The following is a 14,827-nucleotide window of genomic DNA, read 5'->3' as shown; positions in this document are numbered from 1 at the left end:
CGTCAGCCTAGCCGCGGCGCCTTGCCGGCGTGGGGTTAACGATGTCCGACCTGCCCGTCGACGGTGGGACATCGTGACCCTGGTGTGACGGGTGCGTGTAACCAGTGACACATCGCACGGCTACACTCTCGGCACGCCGATGCCATCAGTTTGATGCAGGCCTGGTTAAGCAGGACTGAATCATCCTGGCATCGTGCGGCACCGAGACCTCGGAGCACTACACACCAGAACCGACGGAGGACCCGGCAGATGACAGCCGACCGACCGAACCTCGCGACGGCCGCGCGGAGGCTGCTCGCCACGCTCGCGGCAGCGGCTATTCCAGCCGTGCTCGCTGCGGCGCCAGCCATGGCCGCCGAAGCGCCCGCCGCCGATTGCACCCCTGACGGCTCGACCGCCTGTGTCGTGGCCATCGTCCTGGACGAGGAGAACAATCCCGTCCCGGACGTCGGCGTCACCGTCTCGGGTGCGGGGTTCGAAACAGAAGTGACCACCAGCGCGGAAGGTCCGGCCTCGGTAGAGGTGCCGGAAGTCGGCAGCTACACGCTCACCCTCGACGAGACGACCGTCCCGGACGGGCTGTTCCCCGACGCCACCGAACGGCAGGTCACGGCACAGACCGGCATCTCCGCGCGCGCCGCGTTCAACCTCGGCACCACGCCGCCCGAGAGCGAGCCCTCCGAGGCTCCCTCCGACGGCGAGACCGGGAGCAGCGAGCCGACCGACGCGGCGACCGACGGCACCGCACCCGTCGACGAAGGCCTCGGCGGCGCCGACACCACCACGCGAGGCGGCCCGTCCTTCCAGCAGATCTGGCAGCAGTTCGGCTCCGGCATCCGCTTCGGCCTGCTGCTCGCCCTCGCCTCGGTGGGCATCAGCCTCATCTACGGCACGACCGGGCTGTCCAGCTTCTCCCACGGCGAGCAGGTGACGCTCGGCGCCATGTTCGGCTTCATCGGCATCAACTGGCTGAACCTGCCGGTCTGGCTCACCGTGATCCTGGTCATCGCGGTCTGCGCCGGAACCGGCTGGCTGCAGGACGCCGCCATCTGGGGACCGTTGCGCAAGCGCGGCACCCCGGTCACACAGATGATGATCGTGACCATCGGTCTGGCGCTCGCGCTGCAGTACGCCATCCAGATGGTCATCGGCGGGCGGTCGCTCCGCGTCCTACCGCAGAACCCCCGGCCCCTGGAGCTCGCCGGCATCACGCTGAGCACGGTGTCGTGGATCTCGATGGGGGTTGCCGTCCTGGTGATCCTGTTCATCGCCTGGTTCCTCACCCGAACCCGGATCGGACGCGCCACGCGCGCCGTGTCGGACAACCCGGCACTCGCGGCGGCCACCGGCATCAACCCCGACCGCATCATCCGCATCGTGTGGGTCATGTCCGCGGGGTTCGCGGGCCTCGCGGGCATGCTGCTGGCCATCTCGTTCGGCTCGTTCAACTGGTCGCTCGGCATGCTCCTGCTGCTGCTGATGTTCGCCGCCGTCACCCTCGGTGGCCTGGGCACGGCGTACGGCGCCCTGCTCGGCTCCCTCGTGATCGGCCTCGTCGTCGAGATGTCCACCCTCATCCCCGGGATGCCGAGCGACCTGCGGTACGCGTCGGCCCTCGTGATCCTCATCCTCGTGCTGCTGCTGCGGCCCCAGGGCCTGCTCGGCCGCGCCGAGCGGATCGGCTGAAAGGAGAACCATCATGGAACTGAGCCGCATCCTCACCCAGGCGCTCGCCGAGCTCATCGCTCCGACCACCGCCGCCATGGCGCTGGCCGCTATCGGCCTCAACCTGCACTTCGGGTTCACCGGCCTCCTCAACATGGGGCAGGCAGGCTTCATGCTGCTGGGCGCCTACGGCTTCGGCATCGCCACGATTTCCGGCGCGCCGTTCTGGCTCGCCCTGCTCGTCTCGCTCGCGGCCGGCGCGCTCTTCGCGTTCATCCTTGGTCTGCCCACGCTGCAGCTCCGGGGGGACTACCTGGCGATCGTGACCATCTCCGCCGCGGAGATCATCCGAATGCTCGGCCGTGCCACCGTGTTCCAGGAATGGACCGGCGGCGCGGCGGGCCTTACGGGTAACTCCTTCAAGGCGACCTTCCAGGACCTGTCGTTCCTGCCGGCAGCGCCGGAGCGCGGCGCGTTCGGACCCCTCGAATACGTGTTCACGGGTTCCGACTCGTGGTGGACCCGGCTGTTCGCCTGGGCCGTGGTGCTCATCGCGGTCCTGGTGATCTGGCTCCTCACGCGCAGCCCCTGGGGCCGCGTGCTGAAGGGCATCCGCGAGGACGAGGACGCCGTCCGCGCCCTCGGCAAGAACGTCTTCTCCTACAAGATGCAGGCGCTCGTGCTCGGCGGCATGTGCGGTTCGCTCGCGGGCATGCTCTACGTGCTGCCCCGGTCGATCGCCCCCGACTCCATGGGCCGCTCGCTCACGTTCTTCGTGTGGACGGTGCTCCTGCTCGGTGGCGCCGCCACCCTGTTCGGCCCGGTGCTGGGTTCCATGCTCTTCTTCGCGGTCTACATGCTGCTCCGCGCGGGCATGCGTGAGGGCCTGGAGGGCATCGTGTCGAGCACGATGGTCGAGCAGATCGGTGGACTGCTCGTCGGCGTGACGCTCATGCTCCTCGTCATCTTCCGGCCACAAGGAATACTGGGGAACAAGAAGGAGCTCGCCTTCGATGTCCGATGAGACGAAGCCCGATGCGGCCCCTGACGAGACGCCCGCCCAGGCGCCCGTCGAGACTCCTGACGAGACTCCCGATGCGACGACCGCCCCGACGACGGAGAACACAGTGACTGAGGTGACAGAGCCCGAGAGCACGGTCGAGGCGCTGGACGCCGTCGAACGCAGCGACTCCGCGGCTGCCAAGGCGGCCGAGCACGTCCTGGCCGGAGTCGACCCGAAGGTCGGCGTCAGCAAGCCGGACCCGATCATGCTGGTCGACGACGTGCAGCGCCGGTTCGGCGGCATGACCGCCGTCGACGTCGGCCACCTGGAGGTCCAGCGCGGCGTCATCACTGCCCTGATCGGTCCCAACGGTGCGGGCAAGACGACGTTCTTCAACCTGCTCACCGGGTTCGACAAGCCCAACCAGGGCACGTGGTCGTTCGAGGGCAAGTCGCTCGCGGGCATGGGCGCCGCCAAGGTGGCGCGCAACGGCATGGTCCGCACGTTCCAGCTCACCAAGGCGCTCTCGCGCCTGACGGTCATGCAGAACATGCTGCTCGCCGCGATGGACAACCCGGGCGAGAACCTGTTCGGCTCCCTGGTGCGCCCGCTCTGGGCGGGCACGGAGAAGCGGAACACCGAGCGGGCGCTGGAGATCCTCGGCCGGTTCAAGCTCGACACCAAGAAGGACGACTTCGCCGGCTCCCTGTCCGGCGGTCAGCGCAAGCTCCTCGAGATGGCGCGGGCCCTGATGACCAACCCGACCATGATCATGCTCGACGAGCCCATGGCCGGTGTGAACCCCGCGCTGGTGCAGTCCCTGCTGCACCACATCCAGTCGCTGCGCGACGACGGCATGACCGTGCTGTTCGTCGAGCACGACATGCACGCGGTGCGACACATCTCCGACTGGGTGGTGGTCATGGCGGAGGGCAGGATCGTGGCCGAAGGCCCGCCCAAGTCCGTCATGCAGGACCAGGCAGTGATCGACGCCTACCTGGGGGCGCACCACGACACCGACCTCGGGGACGACTCGCTGCTCGACCCCGCGGTGCTCGCCCGGCTCGAGGCCGAGGAGGAAAAGCGATGAACGACACCGCCAAGACCGCCGAGCGGGAGATCCTGCTCAAGGCCACCGACATCGTGGCGGGCTACGTGCCCGGCGTGAACATCCTGAACGGGTGCAACCTCGAGGTCGCCAGGGGGGAGCTCGTCGGCATCATCGGCCCCAACGGCGCCGGCAAGTCGACGCTGCTCAAGGCGCTGTTCGGCCTGGTGCACGTGCGCTCCGGCAGCGTGACCTTGGGCGGCGAGGACATCACGAACGAGAAGGCGAACACCCTTGTGTCGCAGGGTGTGGGGTTCGTGCCGCAGAACAACAACGTGTTCCCCTCGCTCACCGTCGAGGAGAACATGCGGATGGGCGTGTACCTGCGGCCCAAGACGTTCACCGAGCGGTTCGAGTTCATCGCCGACCTGTTCCCCACCCTGGGGGACCGGCGCGCGCAGCGTGCGGGTGCCATGTCGGGTGGTGAGCGCCAGATGGTCGCGATGGCTCGCGCGCTCATGATGAACCCGTCGGTGCTGCTGCTCGACGAGCCGTCCGCCGGGCTGTCCCCGGTGCGTCAGGACGAGACCTTCCTGCGCACCCGGATGATCAACAAGGCGGGCGTGTCCGTGGTCATGGTGGAGCAGAACGCCCGGCGGTGCCTGCAGATCTGTGACCGCGGGTATGTGCTCGACCAGGGCAAGGATGCGTACACCGGGACGGGCAAGGAGCTGCAGTCCGACCCCAAGGTGATCTCGCTGTACCTCGGCACCCTGGCGGAGGACGTGGACAAGGCGTCCTGATTGTTGGTTGCTTCCGGAACGGGACGGGGGATGGTGCGGCCTGCCGCACCATCCCCCGTCCCGTTCCTCGTACCCGGAGGTCAGAGCTTGAGGTCGGTCCAGGTCAGGCGGTGGTCGCTGCTGGGGAACGGGAAGACGCCCGTCAGGCGGGACAGCGGGTTGGTGCTGGCCGGCCAGAAGACGCCCGCGTCGCGGACGCGCAGGTCGCGCGACGGCAGGACGTAGTCGACGCGCAGGTTGCCGGGCGCGGTGTCGGCGAAGTCGGCGGTGTCGAACTTGGGGTTGCCCACGTGGGTGAGGTTCGCGCCCGCCTGGAGTGCCGAGGCCTCGGGGGCGCCCGCCGACGTCGCCTTCGGGTCGGTGATGCGCCAGTTGTCCAGGAGCTGGTCGATCGCAGAGTCCACGGAGTCGCCGTCCACGGGGTCGGCGTTGTAGTCGCCGACGATGACGAACGACGAGCCGGGGCGCAGGCCGCCGCGGCGGCCCTGGTCGTCGTACTGGTAGCGGGCGGCCCAGCCGCCGCGCACGTAGTCGGCCCAGAACCGGATCTCGTCGTGGTTGCGCAGCCCGTTGCGGTCCTCCACGCCGTCGAACGACGGCGGGGTGGGGTGCGCGGCCAGCACGTGCACCGTCTCGCGGCCGACCCGCACCGGGACGTCCCAGTGCGACTTGCTCGACAGCGGCAGGACCGCCAGCTCCTCGGCCGAGTACCAGTCGGCCGGGGCGGCGGTGGTGGGGTCGTCCGGCAGGAGCGCGCCCGGCATGTCCGCCCACTTGAAGTCCTGGAACGTGCGGACCTGGCCCACCTGGATCGGGTACTTGGAGAGCACGACCATGCCGTACTGCCCCGGGAACAGGCCGAAGCCGAGGGCGTCGTCGCCGCCCCCGACGGTCCCGTTGTTGTTCAGGTCGAACCCACTCGGGATCCCGGTGTTCGACGGCGCGACGAACGCGTACGGGTACTCGACGGGCTTGCCGGTGCCCTGCGGCACCTCGAGGTAGTTCTCGCGGAACAGGTCCGCGGCGGCGTACGGGTCGGCGTCGCCGGAGTAGTCGAACTCGTTCAGCAGCACGATGTCGGGGTTCGCGTGCTGGATGACCTCGGCCACCGTCGCGGCCTGGACGTCGTCGCCGCTGGACAGGTCGGCGACGAGCTCACCCTCCACCGCCCGGTTGAGCGACAGGTTGTACGTCGCGGCGCGCAGGGTCTTGGGCCGGGGGCTGGGCCGGCTCGTGGTGGCCTGGGTCGTGCCTGCCGAGGTGCCTGCCGTCGTGCCTGCCGAGGCCGTGCTCGCCGAGGCGAGGAAGGCCCCGGCCAGCAGGGTCGCTGCCGCGGCGGCGCTGGTCAGGCGCACGGGAGTACTGGCTCGCATGACTGCTCCTTCTGACGTGCGATTCTTCGGGTCGGCCCAGCCTTCGTCGGCGGTCCGCGTCCGTCACCTTAGGGCGACCTCGGTGCACGGGGGTGAACAGCGTATGAACAGGCCCGCCCCGGACCCTCGCCACCGCGCTGCGGTTCGTGATCGAATTGTCGCCAGGTGGTTCCCAGTGTGGACGTTCCGACCTGTAGTTCTCCGGGGCGGCTGCGTGAGTCGCGGCGTCGGCGTCCGCCGTCGTGCAGACCCTGAAGGAAGAATCGATGAACCGCACTCTCAGCTCTGCCCGCCGTCCGGTCCGCCTGCTGGTGGCCGCGACCGCCGCCGTCGTCTCGCTGACCGTGCTCGGTGGCTGCGGCGCGATCTTTGACGAGATCACGTCGGGCGGCGACGCCCCGCGCGACGAGCCGGGCGGCGAGATCACGGCCTCGGCCGAGGCGGACGCCTTTGAGATCCTGACGGGCGACTGCATCGACCTCGTGGCTCTCGACGGCTACGGCGACTCCGGGGAGGGCGAGGAGTTCGAGGTCGAGTCCGTGCCCGTGGTGCCGTGCGCCGAGGAGCACACCGGCGAGGTCTACGCCGAGCTGGTCATGGACACGGACACCTATCCGGGCGACGAGGGCATGTCGCAGACGTTCGACGACTGGTGCTACGCCGAGTTCGAGAAGTTCGTGGGCCTCAGCTTCGAGGAGTCGGTGTACAGCTACACCGGTTTCTACCCGACCCAGGAGACCTGGGAGCAGCTCAACGACCGCACCCTGCAGTGCATCATCAGCTCCGAGGAGCCGGTGACGGGCAGCCTCGAGGGCATCGCGGAGTAGTACCTCAGGGAGCGACCTGCGCCGCGCGGCGCAGGTCCACGGCGAGCACGCCCAGCGCGAGCAGCGCGAATCCCGTCCCGACCAGGGGGACCGAGCCGACGCCGAGGCCCGCGACCACCCACGCCCCGAGCCCCGCCCCGCCGGCGATCCCGATGTTGAACACCGAGCTCGACACCGCGCTCGCGGACTCGGTGGAGCCAGGGGCGACCCGCATCGTGAGGAACGACAGCGCTGGCGGGATGGTGCCGACGGCGCTGCCGAACAGCACCAGGCCGACCAGGGCGAGCGCCTGGACGTGCCCGAGGGTCCAGAGCAGCAGCAGCGATCCGATGAGCACGATCAGGGCGAAGATCGTCGCGCCCCAAGGCCACCGGTCCAGCACCTGCCCGACCCCGATCGTGGCGACGAGCGCCGCGGTCCCCTGCCCGAGCAGCAGCAGGCTGAGGTACTCGTCGGGGAACCCGGCTGTCTCCAGCAGGAACTGCGTCACGAAGGTGAGCATCATGAACGCCCCGGTCATGCTCAGGGCGATGACCACCATGAGGGAGACGAAGCGGCGCCGGCTGGGGTGCGTGCCACGGGCCGTCCCGCTCTGCTCGCCGCTGACGTTCGGCATGGCGATCGCCATCGATACGCAGGCGACGAGGCTCACCACCGAGAACAGCAGGAACGCCGTGCGCCAGCCGGCCTGCTGGCCCACCCACGTGCCGAGCGGCACGCCGAGCAACGGCGCTAGCGAGTTGCCGATGGCCAGCCGCGCGATCATCTTGCCCCGCACGGCTGGCGCGAACAGGCTCGCGGCCGCCGGCATGACTACCGACCAGAACACGGCCTGCCCCAGCGCCGTGACCATGCGGGCGACCATGAGGTCCGCATACCCGATCGCGAACGCCGACCACACCGTGCCGATGGTGCACACCGCGGTGGTGGCGGCCAGCACGTAGCGGCGCGGGAACCGGCGGGTCAGCGCGGTGAGCGGCACCGAGGCCAGGACGACGACGGCGGCGTAGGCCGTCACCAGCAGGCCGATCTCCGAAGTGGTGCGGCCTAGGTCCGGTGCGATCAGGGTGAGCAGGCCGCCGGGCAGATTCTCGGCGGTGACGAACGTGAACGCCGACACGGACAGCGCGACGAGCGCGATGATCGCGCGCCGCTGGTTCACGGGGGGCGTGGCGAAGCTCGCGGCGGCGCTGGTCCTGCTAGTGGTCATCCTGCTCTCAATTCACCCATAGGTAGTGAACCTACCTGTGCCGTAGGCAACATTGTCGTAATATTTCCCTGCTTTCCTCCTACGTGGACAAAGGTGTCCCGCAGGTCCGGAGACTCGAATCACCTCCGCGTCCCGGACGTCGCACTCTCCACGGAGGAAACATGAACCCACGTATCTGCGCGGTCGGAGCGGGAGCGGCGTTGCTGCTCTCCACCGCCCTCATACCGATCACCGCCTCGGCCGCACCCCCGGCCGAGGAAGCGCCCCAGCAGGCGGTGCCAGCCCAGGAGGACAACCGTCCCGACGCCCTAGCAGAGAAGCAGACCGAGAAGCGGCAGACCGCCGTGGACATGGTCGCCACCGGCGAGGCGCAGGTCGAGACGCGCGGTTCGGGCAAGCACCAGTCCAGGGTCGTGGAGATCTCCCCGCGCGAGTACGTCGAGTACGGGGTCGAGGAGACGGCGCAGCTGTTCAGCATCCTCGTCGGCTTCGGCGACCAGGTCGACGAGCGCTACCCGGAGGCCACGGCGGGCCCGGTGCAGAACCAGATCCCCGAGCCGAAGAGGCGCGACAACTCCACGTACTGGGAGGCGGACTTCTCGCGCGACCACTACATGGAGATGTTCTTCACGGGCCTGGAGGACCAGGACGGCGAGTCGTTCGCCGGCATCTACGACGAGATGTCGTCGGGCCGGTTCGACCTGCAGGGCGACGTGTCCGACTGGGTCACCGTGCCCTACAGCTCGGCGTCCTACGGCACCACCGAGTCCGGCACGGACATGACGCGATTCGTCCAGGACAGCGCCGACGCCTGGTACGAGCAGCAGGTTGCCGCGGGCAAGACCGCCGCGGAGATCGACGCCTACCTGCAGTCGTTCGACGTCTGGGACCGCTACGACGCGGACGGTGACGGCATCACCGCCGAGGCCGACGGCTACATCGACCACTTCCAGGCGATCCACGCCGGCGAGGGCGAGGAGGCCGGCGCACCTGAGTCGGCCATCTGGTCGCACCGCTGGTCGGTCAACCAGGGCGGTCTGGGCACGGACGGCCCGGCTGCGTTCGCCAAGCTCGGCGGCATCAAGGTCGGCGACTCCGACATCTGGATCCGCGACTACACCACGGAGCCGGAGAACGGTGGACTCGGGGTGTTCGCGCACGAGTTCGGCCACGACCTCGGCCTGCCGGACTACTACGACACCGCCGGCGGCGAGAACGGCACCGGATTCTGGAACCTCATGAGCTCCGGCTCCTGGCTGGGCCACGGTGACGGCACCATCGGCACGAGCCCGGACCACATGGGTGCGACCGAGAAGCTGTTCCTGGGCTGGCTCGACTACGAGACCGTGGAGGCCGGTGCCCGGGAGCGCGTGAATCTTGGCCCGTCGTACCACGCCACCACGCGTGCGCAGGCGGCGGTCGTGAACCTGCCCGACGGCGTCGAGCAGGTAGACGTGGAGGTTGCGCCGTTCGACGGCCAGTTCGTGTACTCCAGCACGGGCAACAACCTGAACAACACGCTCGCCTCGCCGGCGTTCACCGTGCCCGCGGACGCAACCCTGACCGCACAGGTGCAGTACGCGATCGAGGAGGGCTACGACTACGCGTTCGCCGAGATCTCCACGGACGGCGGTTCCACCTGGACCGCCCTGCCGAACAACCTCTCCACGGACGACGACCCGAACGGCACCAACCCGGGCGGCGGCATCACCGGCACCTCGGCGGGCGCCTGGGTCGAGCTGTCGGCCGACCTCTCGGCGTACGCCGGTGACACGGCGTCGGTCCGGTTCCGCTACTCGAGCGACGGCGGCGCGAACGAGAAGGGTCTGCTGGTTGACGACGTCGCCGTGGGCGACGCCCTGAGCGAGGACTTCGAGGACTTCGCCGACTGGACCACCGACGGCTTCCTGACGGTCGGCGCAGACGGCACCTACGAGGTCAACTACACGCACTACTACGTGGCCGAGAACCGCGTGTACGGCGGGTACGACCAGACGCTCAAGACCGGGCCGTACAACTTCGGCTGGTCCTTCACCTCGCCCGATCAGGTCGAGCACTACGCCTACCAGGACGGCCTGCTGATCTGGTACGTGAACAGCCTCTACGGCGACAACAACACGTCGCAGCACGAAGGTGGCGGCGAGGCCCTGCCGGTCGACGCGCGTCCCCAGATTCTGACGTGGTCGGACGGCACCCTCGCCCGCAACCGGATCCAGTCCTTCGACGCCACGTTCGGGCTGCAGAAGACGGACACGCTGTCGCTGCACCGCCAGGTGTCCGCGACCTCCCTGACCACCCTGGTCCTGGGTAAGCAGCGGCAGGTGTCGACGTTCGACGACACCAACCCGGAGGCGTACTGGAACCCGGACAACCCGCGACACTCCGTGAAGGTCGGCGGCACCGGCACCACCATCAAGGTGGTGTCGCAGGACACCCGCAACGGGCACATGACCATCCAGGTCAACGGACCCGTCAGCTGACCTGGTCAGCTGACATCCGAAGTACGTAGGTCTGCTGGGGGCATGGACTCAAGGTCCATGCCCCCAGCAGTGTCTGACCCCCTGGTTCAACCCTGGCGAGATGCAGCACTACGCTCGAAGGCATGACGACACACCTGCGCTGGGGCATCCTCGCGGCCGGCGGCATCGCCGCAGCCTTCGTTTCGGACCTCAACGACAACGGCTTCACCGTGCAGGCGGTGGGGTCCCGGTCCCTGGAGAAGGCACGGGAGTTCGCCGACCGCCTCGGCATCCCGACGGCGCACGGCTCCTACGAGAACCTCGTGAACGACCCCGAGGTCGACATCGTCTACATCGCCACGCCGCACCCGATGCACGCCGAGGCTGCGAAGCTCGCGCTGGAGGCTGGCAAGCACGTGCTGATCGAGAAGCCCTTCACGCTGAACGCCGCCGAGGCGCGCGAGGTCATGGACCTCGCCGAGGCCCGAGGGCTCGTCGCGCTCGAAGCGATGTGGACCCGGTTCCTGCCGCACATGGCGCGCGTCCGGGAGATCATCGCGTCCGGTGCGATCGGCGAGGTGCGGACCCTGATGGTGGACCACACGCAGGACCTGCCCGACGACCCGGAGCACCGCATCAATAACTTGGCCCTGGGCGGCGGCTCGTTGCTCGACCTGGGCATCTACCCGGTCTCGTTCGCCTGGGACCTGTTCGGCGAGCCGCTCACGATCCAGTCGCACGCGACCTTCAAGGAGACCGGCGCGGACGCCACCATCGCCACGATCTTCGGGTACGACGGCGCACGGGTCGCCACGACGATCTCGGCGTCGGACACCAAGGGACCCAACCGCGCGACGATCCTCGGAACCGAGGGCCGCATCGAGATCGACGCCGTCTGGTACAGCCCGACGCTCGTGCACGTGTACAACTCCGAAGGCGCTGAGATCGAGACCTTCGACGGCGCTGTACCGAGCCGGGGCATGCAGTTCCAGGCCGCCGAGGCGGAGCGCCTGGTCGCGGCGGGCGAGCTGGACAGCCCCCTGCTCCCGCGCGCGGAGACGATAGCGATCATGACGACGCTGGACACCATCCGCACCCAGATAGACCTCAAGTACCCGGGTGAATGACCCCCACCCTTTCGAGCCCTAAGTTTCTCCGCTCTGAGACGCCTCAAGGCGAAGAAACCTAGGGCTCGAAGGTGAGCAGGCTTCCGAACCTGCCGTGCGAAGAGGTACCGTACCTCCGCCAACGCGGGGAGCTCGGGTAGCCGGGCTGAGAGGATGGCCTGGGCCTTGTGCCGACGCCGTCGACCCGATCACTTGAACTGGGTAATGCCAGCGGAAGGACGTGCCTGACGGCACGGGCGTTCGGTCGAGGCCGTCCCCGGCGGGGACGTGGTCGCGCGCCCCCCCGTCGGAACCGGCGACCTCTGGCCTGCCCGTGGAGGTCGCACATGCTCGCCGAGATCCAGGTCTCTCCCCGTCCCAGCGGTACACCCGACGCGAAGTACGCGTACGTGGACGCCGCAATCGCCGTCATCCAGGCCTCCGGCCTCACCTACGAGGTGGGCGCCATGGGGACGTTCGTCCAGGGCAGCCCCGACGAGGTGTGGGCGCTGCTGCGCGCCGTCCACGAGGCGACGCTCGGCGCGGGCGCGGACGGCGTCCAGTCCAACATCAAGGTCAGCGAGGCCGCCGCCGACGCCGGTCCCACCATCGCGGACCTCATCACCAAGTTCCGGGCGTGAGCCAGGGCGCCCAGGGCGCTCGGGGCCTTCGGTGGCGGCGGGCCGGGCGCGTAGTCCCCCCGCTCGTCACCGTCGTCGTGCTGCTCACGGTCTGGGAGGGGTGGGTGCGCCTCGCGGACGTGCCCGAGTTCGTGCTGCCCGCGCCGTCGCAGGTGGCGCGCACCGCCGTCGAGGTGGCGCCCCTGCTCGGCCCGCACGTGGTCACGACGCTCACCGAAGCCGTGGCCGGGCTCGCCCTCGGCACGGTGGCGGGCCTGGTGCTGAGCATCCTGGTCACGGCCTCGCGAGTGACCGGCGACGCCGTCTACCCCCTGGTTGTGCTCACGCAGACGGTGCCGGTGGTGGTGCTCGCGCCGCTGATGATCCTGTGGGCGGGCTTCGGCCTGCTGCCCAAGGTGGTCCTCGTGGCGCTCACCGTCTTCTTTCCCGTGCTCGTCTCGGCGGTGGGCGCCATGCGCGCCGTCGACGCCGAGCACTCCGACATGGTCGCCGGCCTGGGCGGCACACGCCTGGACCAGTTCCTGCTGGTCCGGCTGCCGGCGTCGATCCCGGGCGCGCTCGCGGGGCTGCGGGTCGCCGCGACCTACGCCGTGGGCGCGGCAGTGGTGGCTGAGTACCTCGCCGGGCAGTCCGGGCTCGGTGTGTTCGTCCAGCGGTCCCGCAAGGCGTACGCCGTGGACCAGATCTTTGTGGGCGTCGTCCTGATCGCCCTCCTGTCCGGCCTGTTCTTCGCCCTCGTCGCAGCGCTCACGCGTGTCGCGACGCCGTGGCAGAGAGGAAAATCATGAAGCACTCCCAGTCCCTCGGTGCACGGGACTTCCGTACGCGGTCCCTCCTTGTGCGCACGACGGCGCTCGCTGCGGTTGTGCCAGTGGCCCTCACCGGGTGCGGCACCGGCTCGGGAGGCCAGGGCGGTGATGCGGCGTCCGACGCCGGTCTGCGCGAGGTCACCGTCGTGCTCGACTGGACGCCCAACACCAACCACTCCGGCCTCTACCTCGCCCAGGCCGAGGGCTGGTTCGCGGACGAGGGCTTCGACGTCAATATCGTCGAGCCCGGCGAGACGTCCGGGCTGCAGCTCGTCGCGGCCGGGCAGGCCGACTTTGCGTACTCCGTCGCGGAGGGCCTGGTCCCGGCGCGGGCCGCTGGGGCCGACGTCGTCTCCGTGGCCACCGTGATCGAGCACAACACGTCGTCCTTGATCAGCCTGTCCGACGACGGCATCACCCGCCCCCGTGACCTCGAGGGCAAGCGGTACGGCTCCTACGAGTCCGACCTCGAGAAGGCCCTGATCAGCAAGCTTGTCGAGTGCGACGGCGGCGACCCCGCGCAGGTCGAGTTCACGCCGCTGGTCAGCGACGACTTCCGCATCGGCTTGACCGAGGACCAGTTCGACACCGCCTGGGTGTTCGACGCCTGGGACACGATCCGGCTGGGCGAGGTCGACGGGCTCGACGTCGACACGATCGCATTCCGCGACCACTTCGACTGCGTGCCCGACTGGTACACGCCGCTCGTGGCGACGTCCCGGGCGCTGCTGGACGAGGACCCGGACGTCGCGCGCGGGTTCCTGGCCGCGCTGTCGCGCGGGTACGAGGAGGCCGCAGCCGATCCCGACCGGGCGGCGGAGGTGCTGCTGGAGGCCGCGCCAGAGCTCGACCCGGAGCTGGTCTCGGCGAGCGCGGAGTGGCTGGGGCCGCAGTATGCGTCGGGTGACTGGGGTACGCAGCGGGCCGAGGTCTGGGACGGGTTCGTCGCTTTCCTCGAGGAGGAGGGCCTGACCGAGCCCGGCTTCGACACGGACGCCGCGTGGACCGACCAGTACCTTCCAGGCGCGGACGCGCAGGACTCTGCCGAGCCAGGCGAGAGCCAGCCGTGAGTGTGCTTGAGGCGCGGGGGCTCGGCGTCCGGTTCGGCGACGTCGCGGCGCTGGACGGGGTTGATCTCACGGTTGAGGACGGCGAGTTTGTCGCCGTCGTCGGACCGTCGGGGTGCGGCAAGTCGACGCTGCTGCGCGCGCTCGGCGGCCTGCTGCCGCCGGGCGCGGCGGTCTCTGGTTCGCTCGCGCTGCCTACGCTGCCCGACGACGGGGCCGCACCCGGGGGCGCCGCGACGTCCCGTGGCGGAGCCGAGCGAGGTGCCGGCGGCAGACCCGCCACCGCCTGGATGCCGCAGCGGGACGGCCTGCTGCCGTGGCGCCGGGCGTGGTCGAACGCGCTGCTCGGCGCCCGGATCGCCCGGATACCCCGGGCCGATGCCGAGGCGCGCGCCGCCGAGCTGTTCGAGACGTTCGGGCTGGCGGGCTTCGAGCGGGCCTGGCCGCACGAGCTGTCGGGCGGGATGCGGCAGCGGCTCGCGCTCCTGCGCACCTGCCTGGCGGGGCGCCCGGTGCTGCTGCTCGACGAGCCGTTCGGTGCGCTGGACCCGATCACGCGGCGGCGGATGAACGAGTGGCTGGCGGGCGTGGGGCTCGCGGGCGCCGGCGCGGGCCCGGCGGGCGGGCCCGGAGTGGGCGCGGCTCCCGCCGTCGGGCAGCGAACGGTAGTGCTGGTGACGCACGACGTCGACGAGGCCCTAGCCCTGGCGGACCGGATCATCGTCCTGAGCGCCCGCCCGGGCCGAGTCGTCCTGGACGCCGCGGCCCCCAGCCGGGAGAAAGTCCTGGCGACCCTGGAGTACTGACCAGGGCGCC

13 protein-coding genes and 1 riboswitch are annotated in these 14,827 nt (G+C 69.7%); of the genes, 11 read left to right on the top strand and 2 right to left on the bottom strand.

The genetic code is table 11. The features are described 5' to 3' along the window. The first annotated feature begins 249 nt into the window (after positions 1 to 249). The 4 genes from AB1046_RS15950 (at position 250) to AB1046_RS15935 (ending at position 4,519) form a co-directional block, all read left to right on the top strand. On the top strand, positions 250 to 1,686 hold the full coding sequence (locus AB1046_RS15950) for a branched-chain amino acid ABC transporter permease (protein WP_369370277.1): 1,437 nt from the start codon (positions 250 to 252) through the stop codon (positions 1,684 to 1,686). Positions 1,687 to 1,699: 13 nt separating this feature from the next. After that, the gene (locus AB1046_RS15945; protein ID WP_369370276.1) at positions 1,700 to 2,689 is read left to right on the top strand and encodes a branched-chain amino acid ABC transporter permease; all 990 of its coding nucleotides are present in this window, start codon (positions 1,700 to 1,702) and stop codon (positions 2,687 to 2,689) included. A gap of 244 nt (positions 2,690 to 2,933) precedes the next feature. Next, a complete protein-coding gene (locus AB1046_RS15940) occupies positions 2,934 to 3,758 on the top strand; it encodes an ABC transporter ATP-binding protein (RefSeq protein WP_369375741.1) in 825 nt (274 codons plus the stop codon). Further along, complete coding sequence (locus AB1046_RS15935) at positions 3,755 to 4,519, top strand: ABC transporter ATP-binding protein (RefSeq protein WP_369370275.1); 765 nt, start codon at positions 3,755 to 3,757, stop codon at positions 4,517 to 4,519. Before AB1046_RS15940 ends, AB1046_RS15935 begins: the two co-directional genes overlap by 4 nt. A gap of 80 nt (positions 4,520 to 4,599) precedes the next feature. On the opposite strand, the gene AB1046_RS15930 is transcribed toward AB1046_RS15935, so the two are convergent. After that, positions 4,600 to 5,892, bottom strand: coding sequence for an endonuclease/exonuclease/phosphatase family protein (locus AB1046_RS15930; RefSeq protein WP_369370274.1), 1,293 nt, complete (start codon positions 5,890 to 5,892; stop codon positions 4,600 to 4,602). A 266-nt stretch (positions 5,893 to 6,158) separates the two neighbouring features. On the opposite strand from AB1046_RS15930, the gene AB1046_RS15925 reads away from it, so the two are divergent. Next, entirely contained in the window at positions 6,159 to 6,719 is a 561-nt protein-coding gene (locus AB1046_RS15925) for a septum formation family protein (RefSeq protein ID WP_369370273.1), read from the top strand. 4 nt (positions 6,720 to 6,723) lie between these two features. Here AB1046_RS15925 and AB1046_RS15920 read toward each other — a convergent pair whose 3' ends face one another. Further along, entirely contained in the window at positions 6,724 to 7,929 is a 1,206-nt protein-coding gene (locus tag AB1046_RS15920; RefSeq protein WP_369370272.1) for an MFS transporter, read from the bottom strand. A 161-nt stretch (positions 7,930 to 8,090) separates the two neighbouring features. Between AB1046_RS15920 and AB1046_RS15915 the strand changes: the two genes are divergently transcribed. From AB1046_RS15915 to AB1046_RS15890, 6 genes are all read left to right on the top strand, one after another. Next, positions 8,091 to 10,409, top strand: a complete 2,319-nt coding sequence (locus AB1046_RS15915; protein WP_369370271.1) for an immune inhibitor A domain-containing protein — start codon at positions 8,091 to 8,093, stop codon at positions 10,407 to 10,409. A gap of 122 nt (positions 10,410 to 10,531) precedes the next feature. After that, the gene (locus AB1046_RS15910; protein WP_369370270.1) at positions 10,532 to 11,515 is read left to right on the top strand and encodes a Gfo/Idh/MocA family protein; all 984 of its coding nucleotides are present in this window, start codon (positions 10,532 to 10,534) and stop codon (positions 11,513 to 11,515) included. 114 nt (positions 11,516 to 11,629) lie between these two features. Continuing rightward, positions 11,630 to 11,751, top strand: a riboswitch (TPP riboswitch). 90 nt (positions 11,752 to 11,841) lie between these two features. Continuing rightward, positions 11,842 to 12,135, top strand: coding sequence for an MTH1187 family thiamine-binding protein (locus AB1046_RS15905; protein ID WP_369370269.1), 294 nt, complete (start codon positions 11,842 to 11,844; stop codon positions 12,133 to 12,135). After that, positions 12,132 to 12,923, top strand: a complete 792-nt coding sequence (locus AB1046_RS15900; protein WP_369370268.1) for an ABC transporter permease — start codon at positions 12,132 to 12,134, stop codon at positions 12,921 to 12,923. The genes AB1046_RS15905 and AB1046_RS15900 overlap by 4 nt, the downstream gene beginning before the upstream one ends. Further along, positions 12,920 to 14,014, top strand: coding sequence for an ABC transporter substrate-binding protein (locus tag AB1046_RS15895; RefSeq protein ID WP_369370267.1), 1,095 nt, complete (start codon positions 12,920 to 12,922; stop codon positions 14,012 to 14,014). The genes AB1046_RS15900 and AB1046_RS15895 overlap by 4 nt, the downstream gene beginning before the upstream one ends. Beyond that, positions 14,011 to 14,817 (top strand): ABC transporter ATP-binding protein, encoded by an 807-nt coding sequence (locus AB1046_RS15890; protein ID WP_369370266.1) that lies wholly within the window; start codon positions 14,011 to 14,013, stop codon positions 14,815 to 14,817. Before AB1046_RS15895 ends, AB1046_RS15890 begins: the two co-directional genes overlap by 4 nt. Positions 14,818 to 14,827: the final 10 nt, after the last annotated feature.

This window comes from Promicromonospora sp. Populi, assembly GCF_041081105.1.
Classification (GTDB): Bacteria; Actinomycetota; Actinomycetes; order Actinomycetales; family Cellulomonadaceae; genus Promicromonospora.
This window is presented reverse-complemented; position numbering and strand designations above follow the sequence as displayed.